This window comes from Streptomyces sp. NPDC044984, assembly GCF_040646935.1.
In the GTDB taxonomy this organism is placed as follows: domain Bacteria; phylum Actinomycetota; class Actinomycetes; order Streptomycetales; family Streptomycetaceae; genus Streptomyces.
Genome location: NZ_JBEZBE010000037.1, coordinates 15,381 through 32,669, shown reverse-complemented (window position 1 = coordinate 32,669; position 17,289 = coordinate 15,381). Strand labels below are relative to the sequence as shown.

General features: G+C 74.6%; 10 protein-coding genes and 1 pseudogene. 2 read left to right on the top strand and 9 right to left on the bottom strand.

Annotated elements, in window-relative coordinates; translation table 11 throughout:
* Nucleotides 1-18: 18 nt before the first annotated feature.
* Nucleotides 19-5,061 carry a DNA-binding protein gene (locus tag AB0A94_RS31465; protein ID WP_361749429.1) on the bottom strand — a complete coding sequence of 1,681 codons (5,043 nt, stop codon included), beginning with the start codon at nt 5,059-5,061 and terminating at the stop codon, nt 19-21.
* Nucleotides 5,062-5,102: 41 nt separating this feature from the next.
* Nucleotides 5,103-5,972, bottom strand: coding sequence for a DUF4132 domain-containing protein (locus tag AB0A94_RS31460; protein WP_361749374.1), 870 nt, complete (start codon nt 5,970-5,972; stop codon nt 5,103-5,105).
* Between the two features lie 586 nt (nt 5,973-6,558).
* On the opposite strand from AB0A94_RS31460, the gene AB0A94_RS31455 reads away from it, so the two are divergent.
* Nucleotides 6,559-7,155, top strand: coding sequence for a response regulator transcription factor (locus AB0A94_RS31455; protein ID WP_361749372.1), 597 nt, complete (start codon nt 6,559-6,561; stop codon nt 7,153-7,155).
* A gap of 47 nt (nt 7,156-7,202) precedes the next feature.
* Here AB0A94_RS31455 and AB0A94_RS31450 read toward each other — a convergent pair whose 3' ends face one another.
* The 4 genes from AB0A94_RS31450 to lanKC form a co-directional block, all read right to left on the bottom strand.
* A complete protein-coding gene (locus AB0A94_RS31450) occupies nt 7,203-9,104 on the bottom strand; it encodes an ABC transporter ATP-binding protein (protein WP_361749370.1) in 1,902 nt (633 codons plus the stop codon).
* A complete protein-coding gene (locus tag AB0A94_RS31445) occupies nt 9,101-10,894 on the bottom strand; it encodes an ABC transporter ATP-binding protein (protein WP_361749368.1) in 1,794 nt (597 codons plus the stop codon). Before AB0A94_RS31445 ends, AB0A94_RS31450 begins: the two co-directional genes overlap by 4 nt.
* A 165-nt stretch (nt 10,895-11,059) precedes the next feature.
* On the bottom strand, nt 11,060-11,188 hold the full coding sequence (locus AB0A94_RS31440; protein ID WP_030855946.1) for a SapB/AmfS family lanthipeptide: 129 nt from the start codon (nt 11,186-11,188) through the stop codon (nt 11,060-11,062).
* A gap of 60 nt (nt 11,189-11,248) precedes the next feature.
* A complete protein-coding gene (lanKC, locus tag AB0A94_RS31435; protein ID WP_361749366.1) occupies nt 11,249-13,843 on the bottom strand; it encodes a class III lanthionine synthetase LanKC in 2,595 nt (864 codons plus the stop codon).
* A 62-nt stretch (nt 13,844-13,905) separates the two neighbouring features.
* On the opposite strand from lanKC, the pseudogene AB0A94_RS31430 reads away from it, so the two are divergent.
* A pseudogene (locus tag AB0A94_RS31430) lies at nt 13,906-14,149 on the top strand (GntR family transcriptional regulator); the annotation flags it as partial.
* A gap of 188 nt (nt 14,150-14,337) precedes the next feature.
* On the opposite strand, the gene AB0A94_RS31425 reads toward AB0A94_RS31430, so the two are convergent.
* The 3 genes from AB0A94_RS31425 to ssuE are packed head-to-tail and all read right to left on the bottom strand — an operon-like array spanning nt 14,338 to nt 17,282.
* Nucleotides 14,338-15,510, bottom strand: coding sequence for an LLM class flavin-dependent oxidoreductase (locus AB0A94_RS31425; protein WP_361749364.1), 1,173 nt, complete (start codon nt 15,508-15,510; stop codon nt 14,338-14,340).
* Nucleotides 15,511-15,540: 30 nt separating this feature from the next.
* Nucleotides 15,541-16,728 (bottom strand): SfnB family sulfur acquisition oxidoreductase, encoded by a 1,188-nt coding sequence (locus tag AB0A94_RS31420; protein ID WP_361749363.1) that lies wholly within the window; start codon nt 16,726-16,728, stop codon nt 15,541-15,543.
* Nucleotides 16,725-17,282: an NADPH-dependent FMN reductase gene (gene ssuE / locus AB0A94_RS31415; RefSeq protein ID WP_361749362.1), complete on the bottom strand. Its 558-nt coding sequence runs from the start codon at nt 17,280-17,282 to the stop codon at nt 16,725-16,727. The genes AB0A94_RS31420 and ssuE overlap by 4 nt, the downstream gene beginning before the upstream one ends.
* Nucleotides 17,283-17,289: the final 7 nt, after the last annotated feature.

Below are 17,289 nucleotides of genomic sequence, written 5' to 3'. Positions count from 1 at the left end.
TCCCCCTTCGTGCGGAACTCAGCGACGGCGCTTGCGCGGTCGCGGCACCTCCAGTTCCTCCAGCTGCGGCCCGTCCCCGTCCTGGACCCGCCGCCAGGCCTCGCGGTAGAGGCCGGCGACGGGCCGGGTGGGTACGACGACGCCCAGTACGGGGCTCTCACCGTCGAGCAGGTCGTACATCGGCAGCTTCCACCGCTCCAGCGGCAGGTGCGGGTTGGCGAGCTGGGTCCAGCCGCCGGGCAGGAACAGCGAACGTCCGGCCTTGGAGCGGTTGCCCTCGACCACGAGGCCGGTGGCCGCGAGTTCGGCGCGGGCGGCGCGGAGCCGGGCCGTTCCGCCGCGCTGCGTGCCCCAGCCGGTCCAGCGCGCGGTGTTGCGGTCGGTGGGGTCCGGCATCGCGAGCAGCATCAGGTAGAGGGCGGCGGCGTCCTCTCCGATGCCGTACCGCTCGGCCACCTCGCCGACCAGGTCGGGCACGGACCGGGCCGGGTCCTGCGGCCACCACAGCCCGTCCGCGTCGCGCTCGCCCGCCACCGGGTTCCCGGGGTCGGCGAGCAGTTCGGCGAAGGACCGGTCGTGGACCAGGCGCAGGGCCCTCTCGACGGCGGTCGGCCGTCGGCCGGGGAACAGCGCCGCCAGGTGGGGGTCGTTCCCGGCCGGGTCGAGCAGGGCGGTCCGGAGGGCGACGTAGGGCGTGGAGCTCGCGACGCCCAGCACGACCGCGCCGTAGCGTTCGAAGCCGTCACCGGTCTCCGTGGGGTCGCCGGCGGCCAGGCGGTACGCCTCCAGGTCGATTTCCCCGCCGAGTGCGAGCAGCAGTCCCGGGTGGGCCAGCCGGCCGCGTATCGCGGTCAGCACGCCGGGCAGGACGGCACGGATCGGGTCGCCGGACGGGAGGCGGTGGGCCAGCCACGCGGCCAGGGGCACCGCTGCCTTCAGGGCATGCTCGTCGAAGCCGGCCGTGTCTTCGGTGGGTTCGGGACGGTAGCGGCCCGCCGTCCAGGTCAGGTCCCGGCTCAGCCGTGGTTCGGCGCTCACGTCGAGGAAGCCGCGCAGTGCCTCGCCCGGTGCCCATCCCCGTGGCTCCACGGTGCGGGCGGCGTCGTGCAGCACCTCCTCGGGGACGGGAGCGCGCCGGCCCAGCCGCTCGTTCCAGACCTCGGCCGCCGCGGCCACGTCGGGGCCGTCCGTCCACAGCCGGGACGGCTCGGTGGGCAGCAGCGCCGCCACGACGGCCCGCAGTGCGCCGATGTCGAGGGACCTCAGCTCGTCCTTGGCGACGCGGGCGTCGGCCGCCTTCACGCCGATCACCTTCAGGGTCGCGGAGGGTACCGCCTCGCGCTTGTCGTCGATCTGCGGCATGCCGGCGAGTACCAGCCGGGCCGTGGTCGGGGTGAGGCCCGTGAGCCGGGCGAACTCCTCGGCGGCCGCGGGGCGCCAGGGTGCCGGGCCGCGTTCGGCGAGCTCGGCCCGGAAGGCGGCGACCCAGCCGGGTGCCCTGGTCGGCTCCGGGACGAAGGGTTCGTCGGACACCAGGGTGTAGGGGGCGGGCGTCTCGAACCGGCCGGACGGATCGTGGTAGACCGCGCCGTAGTGCCTTCCGCCGGTATGGGCCGGGTCGTACTCCCGGACGAACCTGTACCACTCGCCGGCGAAGACGAGGAACGCGCCGCCGCCCAGGTCGAGCACGGCCCCCTTCGTGTAACCCTGCACAGCCTCGGGCCCCTGGAACAGGCTGTGGTCCAGCATCACTCGGACACGACGCCAGTGGCCGGGATCCAGCTCCGTCAGCTCCTGCGCGTCCAGTTCCGTGAGGAAGACTTCCAAGGCCTGCCGGTGCTCCTCCACGGTGGCCTCCGAAGCGGCCCGCAGGGCCAGTACGGCGGGCAGTTCGGGCAGGGCCAGGGCATTCAGGTGCTCCACCGACTCCTGCTTGGCCATGGACAGGTGTACGCGGCCGGCGGGGGACGGTTCGCCCTGACCCTGCACCGACCGGGCGAGCAGGTGCGGGAGCTTGAAGATGCCGTGGTCGAAGTCGTAGTACATGCGCTTGTCGCGCTCGGTCAGGCCGACGCCGTTCAGCGCCGAGGCGAGCAGGCGGTCGCCGAGCGCGGGGCGCGGCTCCTCCGGGGTGGCGCCCTCGGTCTCCAGGTCGAGCCGGGCGCGCGCCGCGTCCAGGACGCGCTGCTGCTCGGCGGCGAACCGCACCACCCCGGTGATGCCCGCGCGCAGCGCCTCGTGGCCGACCTGCGGCAGGAGTGTGCGGACCAGGCCGTCCACCACGTCCCGGCCGTCCTTCTCCGCCCGCTCCTTCCCCCGCTCGTCGTCCTGCTCGGCTTCCAGCGCCGCCACGGCCCCCGTCAGAAGCGCCTGCGCGGTGTCCTCGCCGATCTGGCGGAGCGCGGCGGACCCCTGCGGATCGCGCGGCTGGAGGAAGTGCCAGTAGCGCAGGTGCGGAAGCAGGGCCGTACCCGCGGTGAAGGGGCCGGACCGGTAGCCGTACCCGCTCTCGGCGACCAGCGTGCCGTCGGTGTCGAGCAGCCGGACCGTACCCGACTTGTGGATCACGGCCACCGGCCGGTCGGTGCCGGGGAACACCAGCGCGTGCCGCGGTTCCCCGTCCGCTCCGGGTGGCACGACGACCGAGCGTCCGGCCAGGTCCTCGCCCCGCCGCGAGCCGTCGGGGAGGGTCACCACGCGCCAGCCGAGCACCCCGTCCACCGGAGCGCACACCGGCCCCGGTACGGCGGAGGGGGCGGGCAGCAGCCAGGCATTCCCCAGGGTGCTGCCCTCCGGAGCGGTGTGCAGGGCCCCGTCGATCCACTCCGGTGCGCCGGGCTCGCCCAGCGTGTCGCCGACCGGGTCGTACGCGTGCCAGGTGTACCGCCCGTCCTCCCCGTCCTTCCTGGCCCACACCCAGTACGACGTGCCGTCACCGATCACATGCCGCGTCCCCGGCACGAAGGCGTCTCCTCGGCGCAGCACCCCGCGTCCGGTGGTCCGGCCGCCTCCGGGGAGGGGCAGGGACGCGGGGGCCATGCCCCCGTTGACTCCTCCGCTCCCGTCCACCTCGCAGGGCCACCAGGCGTGGACGTCGCCCTCGACCGCCGTGCGCGGCGAGTCGGTGGTGCCGTGCCAGTACCCCTGCCAGGTGTAGGGGAGGTTGGCTGCGGAAGACAGCCGCCACCAGACGAACAGCCCGCCGTCGACGTACTGGCAGGTGAACGACCCGAACAGGTCCGAAGGGTCCGGGAGGTTGGGCTCATGTGCGAGGACCGTGCCCTCCGCCCCGATCACCCGGGCCTCTCCGCCGGACAGGACGATGAGGTACGGCCAGCCGTCGACGACCCTGATGCCCCGGTCCTTCTCCCGCGACGCGGCGGCCCGCAGGGCCTCGTCCCAGGCGGGCCAGCCCAGTTCGTCGAGGACGCCGGTGCGCAGGGTGCGGGCCAGCGCGGGCGCGATGCCGGTGGCCAGGGCTTCCCGTACCTCGTCGGCGGCGACGGCCAGCACCTCCCCCGGCAGCCAGGACAGGGTGCGCAGGGTGCCGGAGTAGCCGGTGAACGCGGGCAGTTCGCTGGTGAGGTACTTCCGGCTGACCTCCGCCACCCAGGTGGCGAGCATCGGTCGTCCGCCGGGTGACCTGGCCAGGTTGACGACGGTCCGCTCGCTGTCGCCGAAGTTCGAGTCGGGGCAGCTGTGCCGGAACGCCGGATGGAAGCGGGTGTCGGCCGCCAGCGCGAGGAGATCTCGCCGGTGCTCGCAGGCCGCCCAGACGTGCAGGTTGAGCCACCGGCCGTCGCCGGGATCCGCCACCGGTATGTCCAGGGCCAGAAGCTGGTCGAGCAGGTTCACGTCGCCGCCGGGGGGCCGCAAGGCGTCCCCGCGGTCCCGGAGTTCGGCACGCAGCACGTCGGCCATGCGGTCGACCAGCGGATACAGTTCCGGCGGCGCGGCGTGTTTCCTGTCGGTGTCGCACAGGGCCAGGAACCTGCGCACCCATCCGGCCGTGCCGTCGGGGGAACGCACCTCGGCGGGCAGTGCGGCGTCGCACAACCCGGCGGTGGCTCCGGCCTTCTCCAGCAGGTCGAGCCACTGGGGCAGTTCCTCCCGCTCCCACTCCGCGGGCAGCAGCCCCAGCAGCGTGCCGCGGACGGCGGGCTCCCGCCGGGCCAGTTCCAGCAGGGCGGCCCGGTGGGCCTTCCACCAGCCGGGCGGTGCCTTGACCGTGCCGGGCAGCGGCAGCATTTCGCGGAGGTAGGCCATCTCCTCGGCGAGCGCGTTCCTGCCCGCGACCGACTTCGTCAGCCGGCGCAGGTCGGCCGCGCCCGGACTCGACGGCGGCACGCCGTGCGCGGCGAGCCGGACGAAGAGCCCGCGCAGGTGCCGGAAGGCCGTCGCGGCCGGTACGCGGGACGACAGGCCCTTGGCGTAACTGGAGAGGATCTTCGTCGGCACGGCACCGGCCAGGGCGAACTCGAGGAACACCGCGTCCATGCGCGCCTCGTCGAACGGCAGCCCGTGGGCCGTCTCGGCCTTGCGCGCGTTGACGAACATCTGGGACGCGTACGCCGTCTCCTCGGCGGCCAGGAACACCCGGCCCGCCTGCTCGTAGAAGGTCGGCAGGAAGTGCGGTACGGAGCCGGCGAGCCGTTCGCCGATCGACTCATAGGCGGCACGGGCCCGCTTCGGGCTCGATCTCGCCTTCCGCGCCACCTTGTTCATCTCCTCGACCAAGGACATGGCGAGGTGACCGTCCGAGGGACGGTGGACCAGCACCCAGTCGGGGAAGCCCAGGGCGCGGGGCCGGCCGAGACCGACCTCCACCGGCTCGCCCTCGGGTTCGAGGCCGAGGAAACCGGTGCGCGGGCCCTCGGTCTGCTCCTCGGTGGTGAGGCGTACGACGATCCTGCCGTCCAGGCCCGGATGGCGGTAGGCCTGGGTGTACATGGGCACGGCCCGGTCGCCCGCCCCGCTGGTGCCCGGCGGCAGTACCGCACCGGCACGCAGGAGTTCCTCCGGGTCCGCCGGCGCGCCGTTCCGTGTCGTCGGGTCGTTCATGAGCGCGTGCCTTTCCTGGGTGTGCGCTGCCGTCGTGTCGTTCACGCGGCGCCGTCCTCGGTCACGGTGCGGCCCGCGTGCAGGGCCGCGGCCATGCGCATGCCCTCGGACCAGGCCACGGGGCCGACCTCGGACAGCGGCAGGCTCCGGTGGCCGTCCTCGTCGCTCCAGCTGAGGCTGCCGGTCCAGGCCTTCTCCTCGGTGTAGGGGTCGCTCATGCCGACCGAGGCGGTGACGACGCGCCCGCCGTCCAGGATCCGGTCGACGGCACTGTTGCCGGAGACCTTGTAACCGAGGGACGTGATACGGGAGGAGAGGTGGAACCACGAGCGGTACTCGGCGCCGGCGAACTCGCGTACCGAGTGGGCGGGCCCGTCGATGCCGGCGGGCTTGTGCCAGGTGGCTCGGTGGATCTGCTCGACGCCCTGTGTCACGCCCAACTCGGCGGCGAACGTGCGGAGTTCCTCCAGGTCCGGGAGGAGGACGGGGTGGGGCATGGTCACCGTGCGGGAGGCCAGGCGGACGGTCTCGCCGTCGAGGGTGACCACCCGCAGTCCGCCCGAGTCGTCCGCGTCGCGCAGGAAGCCGGTCTCGTCGGGGCCGTCACCGACGACGACGATGTCACGCAGCGCGGACCGCCACGCCTCGTCGGGCCAGAGCCGGGCCAGCAGCCCGGTCGGCACCGGCAGCGAGGACACCATCCAGGTGTCGACCTGTGCCGCGCACTCGGCCGCGTGCCACTCCAGCCACTCGGCGAACCGCTGGAGTTCCCGTACTTCGGGGCGGTCCCGTATCTCCTCCGGCAGAGTTCTCGCCTGCTCCGCCGGGGACGGTCCCGACGCGGACCGCGCCACCACCCTGCCCTCCACCAGAGCGACTTCGTACGTGTCGCCCGCTGCCAGCCAGCCCATGGGTTACTCGCCTCTCCCACCACTCGGAATCCGGCACAGCTCGTCCGGCGACGGCCTGATCGGCGTGCCTCGCTGTGACGACGGTCGAAAGACTAGAGGCACCCACCGACAGTCCATCGGCGCTCGCCGCGGGCCGGGTCGGCGGGGAGGTCCCGGGCAGCGCGGTCCGTCCGGGTGGGCGGTGGAATTCACGCCAGATTGGACGATGGCTGTTTCCGGCCGAACCCCGGACGGGCGAACTCGCTGCCCGGTTCCCCTCGTCCGGCGGGGGGTACGGCCGCTCCGGCCGGCGATGTGCCGTCGTAACCAGGGCAACGGGGCCGCCGGCGTGGGCGTGACGGCCGGCTGCCGTGTTCCGCGGGGCGGACACCGTCCGCCGGAGGGCGTGTGGCTCCGTCGTTTTCGGCCGGGCGGACAGGGCCGTTCCCCTCCTCGAGGGGCACTGGGAACGGCGGATTACGTCCGGTGCGGTTCGCACGTGCGTACGTGTCGTGTTGGTCCGGGGCGGATCAGGGCACACGGCTCGTGGCGCGGGAGGGGTGTGGTCGGCTGCCGCAGGCGCAGCCGCTGACAAGAGGTGGGGGAGATGGTCCGTACTGTCGTGGTGCACGACGAGGAACTGCTGCGATCGGCACTGGTGCAACTGCTCAGATCCGATGTCGCGCTGGAGGTCTCGTCCCTGTCACCCGGCGCCGATCTGCCGGATCACGAGGCGGTGCCGACGGACGTGTGGGTCGTGGACGGTGACTGCCTGCGGGGGCCGGGGCAGGCGCACGACGCGCCCTTCCGCGCGCGGTGCGGGGACCGGCTCGTCGTCCTGGCGACCGCCAAGCGGCCGGGGATCCTCCGCCGGGCGTTCGACGGCGGTGCTCTCGGGCTGGTCGACAAGAACGCCCCGGCGGACCGGCTGATCGCGGCGGTGCACACGGTCGCCAAGGGGGAACGTTTCCTCGACCAGACGCTCACGGTCGCCCTGCTGGAGGGCGCGGAGATGCCGCTGACCACCCGCGAGCTGAGCGTGCTGTCCCTCGCCTCCCAGGGGACGCCGATGGCCGAGATCGCGGCCCGTCTGCACCTGTCCCGGGGAACCGTCCGCAACTACATGGCCACGGCGATCCGGAAGGTGGGCGCCCGTAACCGGGTCGACGCGATACGCATCGTCCAGAGCGCAGGATGGACGTGACGGGCCGTGCGGTGACCCCGTAGCCCGCCCGGGGCGGCCGGCCGCGGTCAGGGCTCCCGGGCCGGGCCGCCGTTCCAGTGGCCCGTCAGGTCGCGGTAGAGCGGTGAGCGTTCCAGCACCTCCTCGTGCGTGCCGCACACCGCCTCCGTCCCGTCCAGCACCAGCACCCGGTCGGCGCGGACGGCCGACGACAAGCGGTGCGCCACCACCAGCAGCGTTCCCGGGCGCCGCGCGAGGGCCTCCTCCGCGCGCGCCTCGGACGCCGGGTCGAGGTGGCAGGTGGCCTCGTCGAGCAGCAGCAGGGACGCGGGGGACAGACAGGCGCGGGCGAGCGCGACGAGCTGCCGTTCGCCCGGGGACAGGTCGGCGGGCCGCACCGGTGCGTCGAGCCCGCCCAGGCGTTCGACCAGCGGCCACAGACCGAGGACCCCGACGGCGGCGTCGAGGTCCGCGCGCTCCGCGTCCGGACGCAGATACGCGAGGTTGTCAGCCACGGTCCCGGAGAAGACGTAGGCCTCCTGGGGCACCAGCACGCGCAGCGCGGCGAGTTCGGCGGGGTCGCGCCCGGTCACCTCCCGGCCGGCCACCCGTACCTCGCCGCCGCTCGGCGCGAGTGTCCCCGCGACCAGGCGGGTGAGCGTCGACTTGCCGATGCCGCTCGGTCCGACGACCGCGAGGTGCTCGCCCGGGGCGACGCGCAGGTCGAGCGAGTCGAGGACCGGTTCCGCGCGGGCGCCGTAGGACAGGGTCACGGACCGCAGCTCCACCGCCGCGGTCGGTCCGCCGGGCGCCGGACGTCCCCCGTGAGCCGGTGGCCGGGCGCCGGCGTCAGCGGGGCCGACGGCCGGACGGCACGCGGCCGGGTGCGCGGGCTTCGGCCGCGCGTGGTGCCCGACCGTCGGCGCCCCCGCCCCCGACCCCGTCGGCTCCGGCTCCGGCTCCGGCTCCGGCTCCGGGCCGATGATCCGGTCGAGGACGACCAGCAGCCGGGCCCCCGCCGCACCGAGCGCGGTCATCAGCGTGTGCAGGGCGGGCAGCAGCGACTGGACGAGATAGGTGAAGGCGCCCAGCAGTGCGCCCGCCGTCACCCCTCGTCCGCGCAACCACGGCACCGCCAGCAGAAGCGCGAGGACGGGCAGCTGACCCGCGACACCGAGCGCCGCCGTGCGCACCGCCGCCCAGCCGGCCAGGACACGGGCCGCCGCGGCGGCCCCGTCGACCAGCTCCGCGCCGCGCCGTGCCGCCCCGGGCCCGGTTCCGCAGGCCGTCAGGTCCCGCAGCGCCGCCCGTGACCGGGCCGCGTGGTCGCCCAGCGCCTCGTCGGCCGCCAGAGCGCGTCGCTGAGCCGCCGCCATGGGCCGCAGCGTCGCCAGGAACAGCGCCAGGCCGGCCGCCAGCGGTGGCAGCACCACCACGAGGAGGGCGGGGTGCAGCGACAGCAGCCCCAGCAGCGCTCCGGCGGCGGTGAAGACGAAGGAACGCAGCGTCAGGACGAGACCGGCGAAGCTGTCCCGGGCGATCTCGACCTGATTCGTCAGCCGGGAGACGGCCGCCCGGTCCGTCCCGCCGGCCCCACCCGGGACGGACCGGGCGAGGGACCGGTCGACCGCACGCCGCACCAGGCCGTCGCGCAGCGGCTCCGTCAATCCGGCCAGCTGGGCGAAGACGCCCCGGATCACCGGGGCACCGAACAGTACGGCGACCAGCGCGATCGCGAGCCACAGCAGCCCCCGGGGCGCGTCACCGGCGAGGAACCCCCGGTCGACGGCGCGGGCGACGCCGTAGCCCACGAGGAACGCCTGCCCGGTCTCGGCCAGCGACCAGAGCGCGAGCCGCGCCAGCACCCCTGTGCGGCGGGCGAGGAAACGGCGGGCGGGCGGCGCGACGCGGCGCAGCGCCCCGGACCCGTCGCCCGTGCCCCGCGCGCCCGCGTCCGCGGCGCGCGTCACGACCGCGCCTCCTCGGGCCGGGGCCGGCGCGTGGTGCTCGCCCCCGGTGCCGCGGTCCCGGTGTCCCCGGCGCCGAAGACCGCCCGGTAGTCGGCCACGTCCCACAGTTCGCGATGGGGCGCGACGGCCCGCACTCCCCCGTCCTCCAGCCAGATCACCAGATCCGCCCGGGCCGCCACCGACGGGCGGTGCGCGACCACCAGCCTGGTTCCGGGCCGCACCGAGTGGCGCAGCGCCCGGTCCACCTCGTGCTCCGTGGCGGTGTCCAGACTGGACGTCGCGTCGTCCATGATCAGCAGCCGTCCGGCGTGCGCGAACGCCCGGGCGAGCCCGAGGCGCTGGTACTCGCCGCCCGAGAGCGGCGCCGCGGACAGCGGGGTGTCGTAACCGCTCGGCAGCCGGCGGACGAAGCCGTCGGCGCCCGCGGCACGGCAGGCCTCCCTGACCTGCTCGGGCGACACCCGCCGGGGGCCGGCGGCGACCGCTTCGGCGACCGTGCCCTCGGCCGGCGCCGGGCGCTCGAAGGCGTAGGCGACCTCGGTGCGCAGCGCCTCCCGGGTCAGCCGGTCGAGGCGGACGCCGTCCAGCAGCACATGTCCCTCGTCGGGGTCGATCAGCCGCCCCGCCACGGCGGCCAGGACGGACTTCCCCGCTCCGCTGCGGCCGACCACCGCGGCGGTGGTGCCGCCCGGCACCCGCACACCGTCGACGCGCAGGACCTGCCTGCCGTCGCGCACCACCCGCACACCGCGCAGTTCGAGATCGCCCGGCCCGGCCGGGGGAAGACGTCGCGTCCCGTGGTCCAGCGCGGGCATGCGTGCCAGCGCCAGGGTCCGGTTCCGCGCCTCGCGGCCCCGCACCACCGCGCCCAGCAGTGACGCGGCGCCGCCGACGCCGGCCGTCAGCTGCGCGTACCGGCACACGGCGAGCAGCTCGCCCACGCTCAGGGCGCCCGACGCGAGGCGCAGGCCGCCGACGGCCGTGGCGGCCAGGGTGAGCAGGGGTACCAGGACACCGCTCCGGCCCAGGGCCCGTCCGTGCAGCGCCCACATGCGCCGGCCCAGGGCGTCGAGTTGCGTCAACGGCTCGAGCACGCGCGCCCGTTCACGGGCTCCGGTCCCCGCGGCGGCGATCGTCGCCGCGCCCTCCAGGGCCTCCAGCAGCCGGGACGCGAGCTGTGACTGCGCGTTCTGGTAGGCGGCCACCGAGGCACCGGTGTCGCGGGCGAAGGTCCGCAGCACCAGCGCCAGGGCGGGCAGGCCGGCCAGTACGCAGGCCGCCACCCACACGTCGACGACGGCCAGCGCCGCGAGCGCGCCCACCGGCGTGACCATCGAGGCCGCCAGCGCCGCCCGGGCGGCCGGGGCGCCGCCCGCGTCGGCGGCGTTGAGGGTCAGGCGGGTCCCGACGTCCCCCGGGGTGAAGGGCCGCGCGCGGTCCGGTACGGCGCGCAGCAGACCGTCGAAGGCGCGGGAGCGGACGGATGCCGTCCACACGGCGTTGCAGCGGCCGGTGAACAGGGAGGTGAGGCTGTCGAGCAGCAGTTCGCCGACGAGCAGCGCGGCACTCAGCGCCAGCCAGCGTCCCGCGGCGCCGTCGGCTCCGCCGGTGCCGTCGCGCAGGAGCAGATCCAGTGTGCGGCCGAGGGCGAAGGGCTGGGCCACCGTCGCCGCGGCCGCTCCCACCGAGCACAGCAGGACCAGTACCTCGGGCGCGCGCCCCGGCACCGTGCCGCCGGCTCCGTCCCGCGTCCTGCCCGTCCGCCGCGCCCGGAACCCGGTCGTCGGCACCAGCCGGTCTCCTTCCGTCCGTCCACCGTGACCGGACACCGGCCGCCCCGGCGTGCCGGGTGGCCGGTGTCCGCCGAAGCGGGCACCGGCGCCCCGGGTGAGAACCCGGGGCGCCGGAACCGAGCGACGTGACTCACCGCGTCACCGCGGCGGTCGACACCCGCGTCAGTTACAGGTGGTGACGCTCAGGCTGCTGTCGCCGCAGAGCAGCAGGCTCGCGCGGCTGCCGGTCTCGACGTCGCCCATGGCCTCTTCCTTGGGGGTCTCCATCGACTGCAGGTCGAGCAGGTTCATGACATCTTCCTTTCGTAGGACAACGGATTCTCTTGCATCACGACCCCGGGTGGGGCCGAGTCATGGGGCCGCCTGCGTGCGCGGCGGCGGAAGGAACGGCAGCCCGGCGGACGGGACGCCGTGGACGGAGGCGACGGCCAGCAGGCACCCCGCCGTGCCCGTGGACAGGTCCATGGACAGGCGCATCATCTGCTCACCGGGGAAGGCGAGCCGGTCGCGGTAGGCCATGGCGTGCCAGGACAGCGCGTCGAGCTGGCGCCGGACGGCCTCCGGACCGGTGCCGGGCACCTCGGCCGTCGTGCGGCCGAGGTACAGCACCATCCCGGCCACACCCCGGTACAGGCCCGGCTGGGCGTAGAACATGGCCTGCGCCGCGGCCACGATCTCGCCTCTCGCCCGCGCGAACTCCTCGTCCTCCCGGTGCGCCAGGTAGTCGTCGAGCACCATGCCGATGCCCACGCTGCCCGCGCCCAGGTAGGGCATGGTGCGCCAGCCCTCGTCCACCTGCAGGGCGCCGCCCGCGCCGCGGACGCAGCGGGCGAGGTCCCGGCGCAGGGCGTCCCGCGCGAGGTCGAGCAGGGCGGGGTCCCGGTCGCGTTCGTACAGCCGCAGGAAGAGCAGGGCGCGTCCCGCGGCTCCGTACAGCAGTCCCGCGCGGCCCCGGCCGGTGTTCCCGTCCCCGGCCGGCCCGCCCCGGGCGGTCAGCTCGGCGCAGCGCCGGGCCGCCGCGTGCAGGGCGGTCTCCCCGGTGGCCGCGGCCAGCGAGTCCAGTGCCAGGCCCAGTCCGGCGGTGCCGCTGTGCAGGTCCGGGGCCAGGTGGTCGAAGGGCTGGTCGAGGAGCAGTTCGGCGAGGTCGAGGGCGCGGTCGCGGTGGCCGAGGTGCTCCAGCGTCCAGGCGAGGCCGGCGAGCCCGTCGTGGAAGCCGGGCGGCATGCCGGACGGTGGCTGCTTGGTCCGCTCCAGCAGCCACTCCTCCCCGTCCTCGTCCCTGCCCGCGCCGCTCCCGGCCAGGGCGTACAGCACTCCCGCCGCGCCGTGGCCGAAGGCCAGTCCGCCGCCGGCGGTGGCGAACTGCGCGATGTCGCCGGGGAAGAGGCGGTCGGTGCGGGACGGTGTCGCCGACGCGCGGATGGCGGCGGCCATCGAGTCCCGGCTGCGGGGCCAGTCGTCCGGCCGGACCGGCACCACCGGCCCGTCCGTCCGGCGCGCCGCCCGGGCGCCGGTGGGGGCGGTGGTGCCGCCCGTGATCTCGTCGACCGCCGCGTCCAGGAAGGCCCGGTCCACCGGGAACTGCCCCGCCACCACGTCGGCGAGATGGGCCGCCTTGCGCCGGTCCAGCGCCAGCAGGCTGGTGAGCGGGAGGAACAGCGCGAGCCGCAGACAGGCCAGCGCGTACCGGTCCACCGCGACACCCCGCCGGTCGGACGGCGCCACGAACCCCGGGTTGGCGACGGTCTGCCGGCCGGCTTCGCCGACCTGGTGCGCCGCCTCGAAGTCCAGCAGGACGACGCTGTCGTCCTCGCGGAGCATGATGTTGAACAGGTGCAGGTCGTTGAAGACCACGCCCCGGGCGTGGACGTCCTCGACGGCGCGTTCCACCCGCGCGTGGACGTCGAGGGCCCAGGCCGTGTACTCGGCCAGCCGCTCCTCACCGGGGTCGGCCTCGATGAGCGGGTGGCGGCGGGCGAAGAAGGTGTTGAGCGGCTTGCCGTCGATGTACTCAAGGACCAGGAAGTGGTGCTCCCCGACCGTCAGGTGGTCGAGCACCTCGGGTGTGCAGTCGAGGCCGGACAGCCGCTCCAGCGCCCGGCGTTCGCGGTGCAGCCGGGTCACGGCGTCCGCGCCGTCGGCCGCCAGACCGGCGTGCGGACGGGCCTCCTTGAGGACGACCCGCTCCCCGGTGCGGGAGTCACGGGCGAGGTAGACACCGCCGCCGTTGGAGAAGTGCAGCGCCGACTCGACGGCGTAGGGCAGGCCGCCCACGGTCAGCGCGTCCCGGGCCTTCAGGTGCGGGCGCAGGAAGGCCGGCGGATCCACCCAGTCCGGCACGCGGAAGACGGGGCCGCGCAGGTCGGGCACCAGCACTCCGTCGGGCCCTGTCACGGCCGGCCGCAGCTCGCCCTGCGCGTCGTAGCAGTCGCGCCGGGTGAAACCGCCGTACCGGACGTGCACAGGTCCTTCGCCGAGCCGCAGATCGCTCAGGATGTACGGTCCGGGTTCGCCCGCCAGCAGCTCCGACAGCTCGCCCGCGAGCCGTTCGAACCGCGCCTCGTCCGCCGGGTACACGGTGATGAACTTGCCGCTGCCCGCCCGGTCCGCGTACTTGGCGTTGCGCTGGTGCAGCAGGTAGCGGCTGGGGACGAACTTGAAGGCCGTGCCGCCGGCGACGCAGTGCCGCCACACGCGCTCGAGCACGGACTCGGCGTTGTCGAGACAGGCGGAGACGTGGATCTTCCAGCCCTGGTCGGGCAGTTCGGCGTCGACCGGACGCAGGGCGAGCCAGTCCCCGCTCTCGTTGCGCTGCCATCCCTGCGGGACGGGCCACGAGGCCGCGGCGTACCGGGAACCCCCGGTGCCGGCCGGGGAGACGGTGCGGTGCGGAGCGTCGTAGAAGTACGGGTCCGCGTCGCAGTACACGGCATAGCCCTTGTTCACGCCGGCTCCTTCCCACCGATCGCTGACGGGCATGACGCTGTCACGCGGCGTACCGCCTCGCACAGTCACCGCTGTCATCACTCCGGCGTGCGGAACGCACGGGTAACTTCGTCCGTCAAGCCCTCGACCTCCTCCGCGCCGAGGGCCTCGTGGACCGTCTCCCCGGCGTCGGCACGGTGGTCGTCGCCCGGAAGTGCCCCCACGGCCTCGGCCGTTTGACGGGCCTCGCGGAGACCTGCGCGAACACGGTCACGTCACCAACGAGGTCCGCACCATGGCCCCGTACCCGCTCCCGTCGTCGAACGCCGGCTCCGCAGGGCCGCTGCGGCGGCCCTGCCCCTGCACCGGGCCACCGAGGACGCCCGAACGGCCCTGGCCACGGCGGTGACGGACCCGGACGCGGACGTCAGGGCCTACGCGGCCCGGGCCCTGTGAGGGCACCGCTGTGCCGGTGACGTCCCAGGGCCCGGTCACCGCCCCGGAGCCGTCAGCGATCACGTGGGGCGTCGTGGGCTCCCGGCGCCGGCGAAGGGGACCTGAGCGGTGGGCCCCGCATCCGCCGCCGTGCGGAAGGGGTGGGTCCACAAGCCCTGTGCCGCGAGTTTCGGCAGGACGCCCTCGCCGAACCAGTACGCCTCCTCCAGGTGCGGGTACCCGGAGAGCACGAACTCGTCGATGCCGAGCCGGTGGTACTCGGCGATCCGCTCGGCCACCTCGGTGTGGCTGCCGACCAGCGCCGTGCCCGCGCCGCCTCGTACCAGCCCGATGCCGGCCCAGAGGTTCGGGTGGATCTCCAGGTCGTCGCTGCTGCCGCCGTGCAGGGCGAGCATCCGCTGCTGCCCCTCGGACTCGCTGCGAGCGAGCCCGGCCTGGACGGCCCGTACGGTCTCCGTGTCGAAGCCGGCCAGCAGCCGCCGGGCCTCCGCCCACGCCTGCTCGCTCGTGTCCCGGGTGATGACGTGCAGACGGATGCCGAAGCGGACGCCGCGGCCCTCCTTCTCGGCCAGCGCCCGGATCCAGGCGATCTTCTCGGCGACGGCGGCCGGCGGCTCGCCCCAGGTGAGGTAGACGTCGACATGCCGGGCGGCGATCTCCCCGGCGATCGGCGAGGAGCCGCCGAAGTACACCTCGGGGACCGGGTCGGGCACCCGGGCCAGCTTCGCGTCCTCGACCTGGAGGTGCTCGCCGACCAGGTCGACGGTCCTGCCCTGCCACAACTCCCGGACGATCTGCAGGAATTCTCCGGTACGGCGGTAACGGCCGTCCTTGTCGAGGAAGTCGCCGTAGGCGCGTTGCTCGTGACCTTCGCCGCCCGTGACGACGTTGAGCAGCAGCCGTCCGCCGGTCTGCCGCTGGAAGGTGGACGCCATCTGCGCGGCGAGCGTGGGTGAGACGAAGCCGGGCCGGAAGGCGACCAGGAACTTCAGTCGCTCGGTGTTCTGGCTGACCATCGCGGTGGTGAGCCACGCGTCCTCACACCAGGCACCGGTGGGGGTGAGCGCGCCGACAAAACCGAGGTCCTCGGCGGCGCGGGCGATCTGGCTCAGGTAGGCGACCGTCGGCGGCCGGTCGCGACCGGACTGCGTGGCGGGGGTGCCGTGGCCGCCGCCGACGACGTGGCGGCTGTCGCCGTTGGTGGGCAGGAACCAGTGGAAGGTGAGGGACACGTGGGGGTCTCCGTTCGAAGGGGCGTCGGTCTACAGCAGTCCGTGCCGGGGCGGCCGGGTGCCGTTCAGCACGTAGCGGCCGATGTGCTGGACCTTCCAGCGGGCCGGATCGTGCAGGGTGTGGGTGCGGGCGTCACGCCAGTGGCGGTGCAGGCCCAGGGAGTCGAGGGCGGCGCGGGTGCCGGCGACCTCGAAGAGAGCGCTGCCGACCTCCACGGCGGCCTCCGCCGCGGTCACCTTGGCCGCGGCGACCGCGATCGACGCCTCGGCGGCGGAGTCGTCGGTCAGGTCGTCCCGGGCGGCGTCGACCGTCCGGGCGGCCTCGCGCAGCAGTGCCTGCGCCGCCCTGACCCGGAGGTCGAGCTCGCCGAACCGCTGGACGAGCAGCGGGTCCTCCGCGGCCGTCTCGAACCCGCTCTCGAACCACGGCCGGCTCCTCGTGCGGACGAAGTCCACGGCCTCCGCGAGCGCGCCGGAGGCGATGCCCGCGTCGATGGCGGCGTGCAGCAACTGGGCGACCGCCCCGTGGAGTTGGGGGCCCTGGAAGGTGAGGTGGTGCGGCACGACCCGGTCGGCGGGGACGGGCACCGACTCCAGGCGGACGGTTCCGCTGGCGGTGGTGCGCTGTCCCATGCCGTCCCAGTCGTCCACGACCGTGAGGCCGGGCGCGTCGTGCGGTACGTACGCCACGTGCAGGGTGTCGTCGTCGGCACGGGCGAGGACGGGGATCCAGTGGGCGAACAGCGCGCCCGTGGAGTAGTGCTTCACGCCGTCGAGGACGTACGACCCGTCCGGGCGTCGCGCGAGCCTGGTACGGATGTCCTGCACGTGCTTGGTGCCCGCCTCGGACTGGGCGTTGCCGAATCGCTTGCCGCGCAGCACCTCACCGAAGAAGAACTTCTGCTGCTCGTGCGTCCCCTGCCGGCGCAGCACGTTGACGTAGACGAAGTGGCTCTGCGGGATCTGGGCGAGGCTGGCGTCGGCGGCGGCCAGCAGCCGGAAGACCTCGGCGAGCGTCTCCGCGCGGACGTCCGCACCGCCGAACTCGGCCGGGACACTCACGGCCAGCAGCCCGGAGGCGGAGAGCCGTTCCAGCTCCGTGTGCGGCAGCCGGCGTACCGCGTCCCGCTCCGCGGCGTCCTTGCGGAAGTCCGCGGCCAGATCGGCGGCGACGGCGAGGGCCTCGCCGTCGCCACCGATCACGACCGGGGCGCTCATCCGGTGGCCGCCAGCAGTGCCGTACGACCGCCCAGCGCGAGCGAGAACTGGTCCGTGACCTGGGCCAGCGCCTCGGCCGAGCCCGGCGCGACGATCAGCGAGCCGTCGTCGCCCACGGTGAGGTCCTTGTCGAGGGTGAACCAGCCCGGGACGATGTGCGTGGCACCCATGGAACTCAGCACGGGGCGCAGGGCGTAGTCGATGGCCAGGACGTGGGCGGTGGAGCCGCCCGTGGCCAGCGGCAGCACCGTCTTGCCGGCCAGCGCGTACTGGGGGAGCAGGTCCAGCAGGGACTTCAGCAGCCCGGAGTAGGCGGCCTTGTAGACGGGGGTACCGACCACGACCCCGTCGGCCTGCTCGACCAGGGCGGTGGCCCGGATGATCTCCGGGTGCCGGAAGTCCGCCCCGAGCAGGGCCTCGGCGGGCAGGGTCCGGACGTCGAACGGGATCACCTCGTGCCCCTGCGTGGTGAGCCGGTCGTCCAGGTGGCGCAGCAGTCGGGCGGTGCGGGAGGTGGCGGACGGACTGCCGGAGATGGAGAGGATGGTGGCCATGCGAGGA

Bases quoted from the DNA above. Each gene is read 5' to 3' on its own strand.
- ssuE (WP_361749362.1), bottom strand. From the start codon at position 17,282: ATGGCCACCATCCTCTCCATCTCCGGCAGTCCGTCCGCCACCTCCCGC.
- AB0A94_RS31420 (WP_361749363.1), bottom strand. From the start codon at position 16,728: ATGAGCGCCCCGGTCGTGATCGGTGGCGACGGCGAGGCCCTCGCCGTC.
- AB0A94_RS31455 (WP_361749372.1), top strand. From the start codon at position 6,559: ATGGTCCGTACTGTCGTGGTGCACGACGAGGAACTGCTGCGATCGGCA.
- AB0A94_RS31465 (WP_361749429.1), bottom strand. From the start codon at position 5,061: ATGAACGACCCGACGACACGGAACGGCGCGCCGGCGGACCCGGAGGAA.
- AB0A94_RS31440 (WP_030855946.1), bottom strand. From the start codon at position 11,188: ATGAACCTGCTCGACCTGCAGTCGATGGAGACCCCCAAGGAAGAGGCC.
- AB0A94_RS31460 (WP_361749374.1), bottom strand. From the start codon at position 5,972: ATGGGCTGGCTGGCAGCGGGCGACACGTACGAAGTCGCTCTGGTGGAG.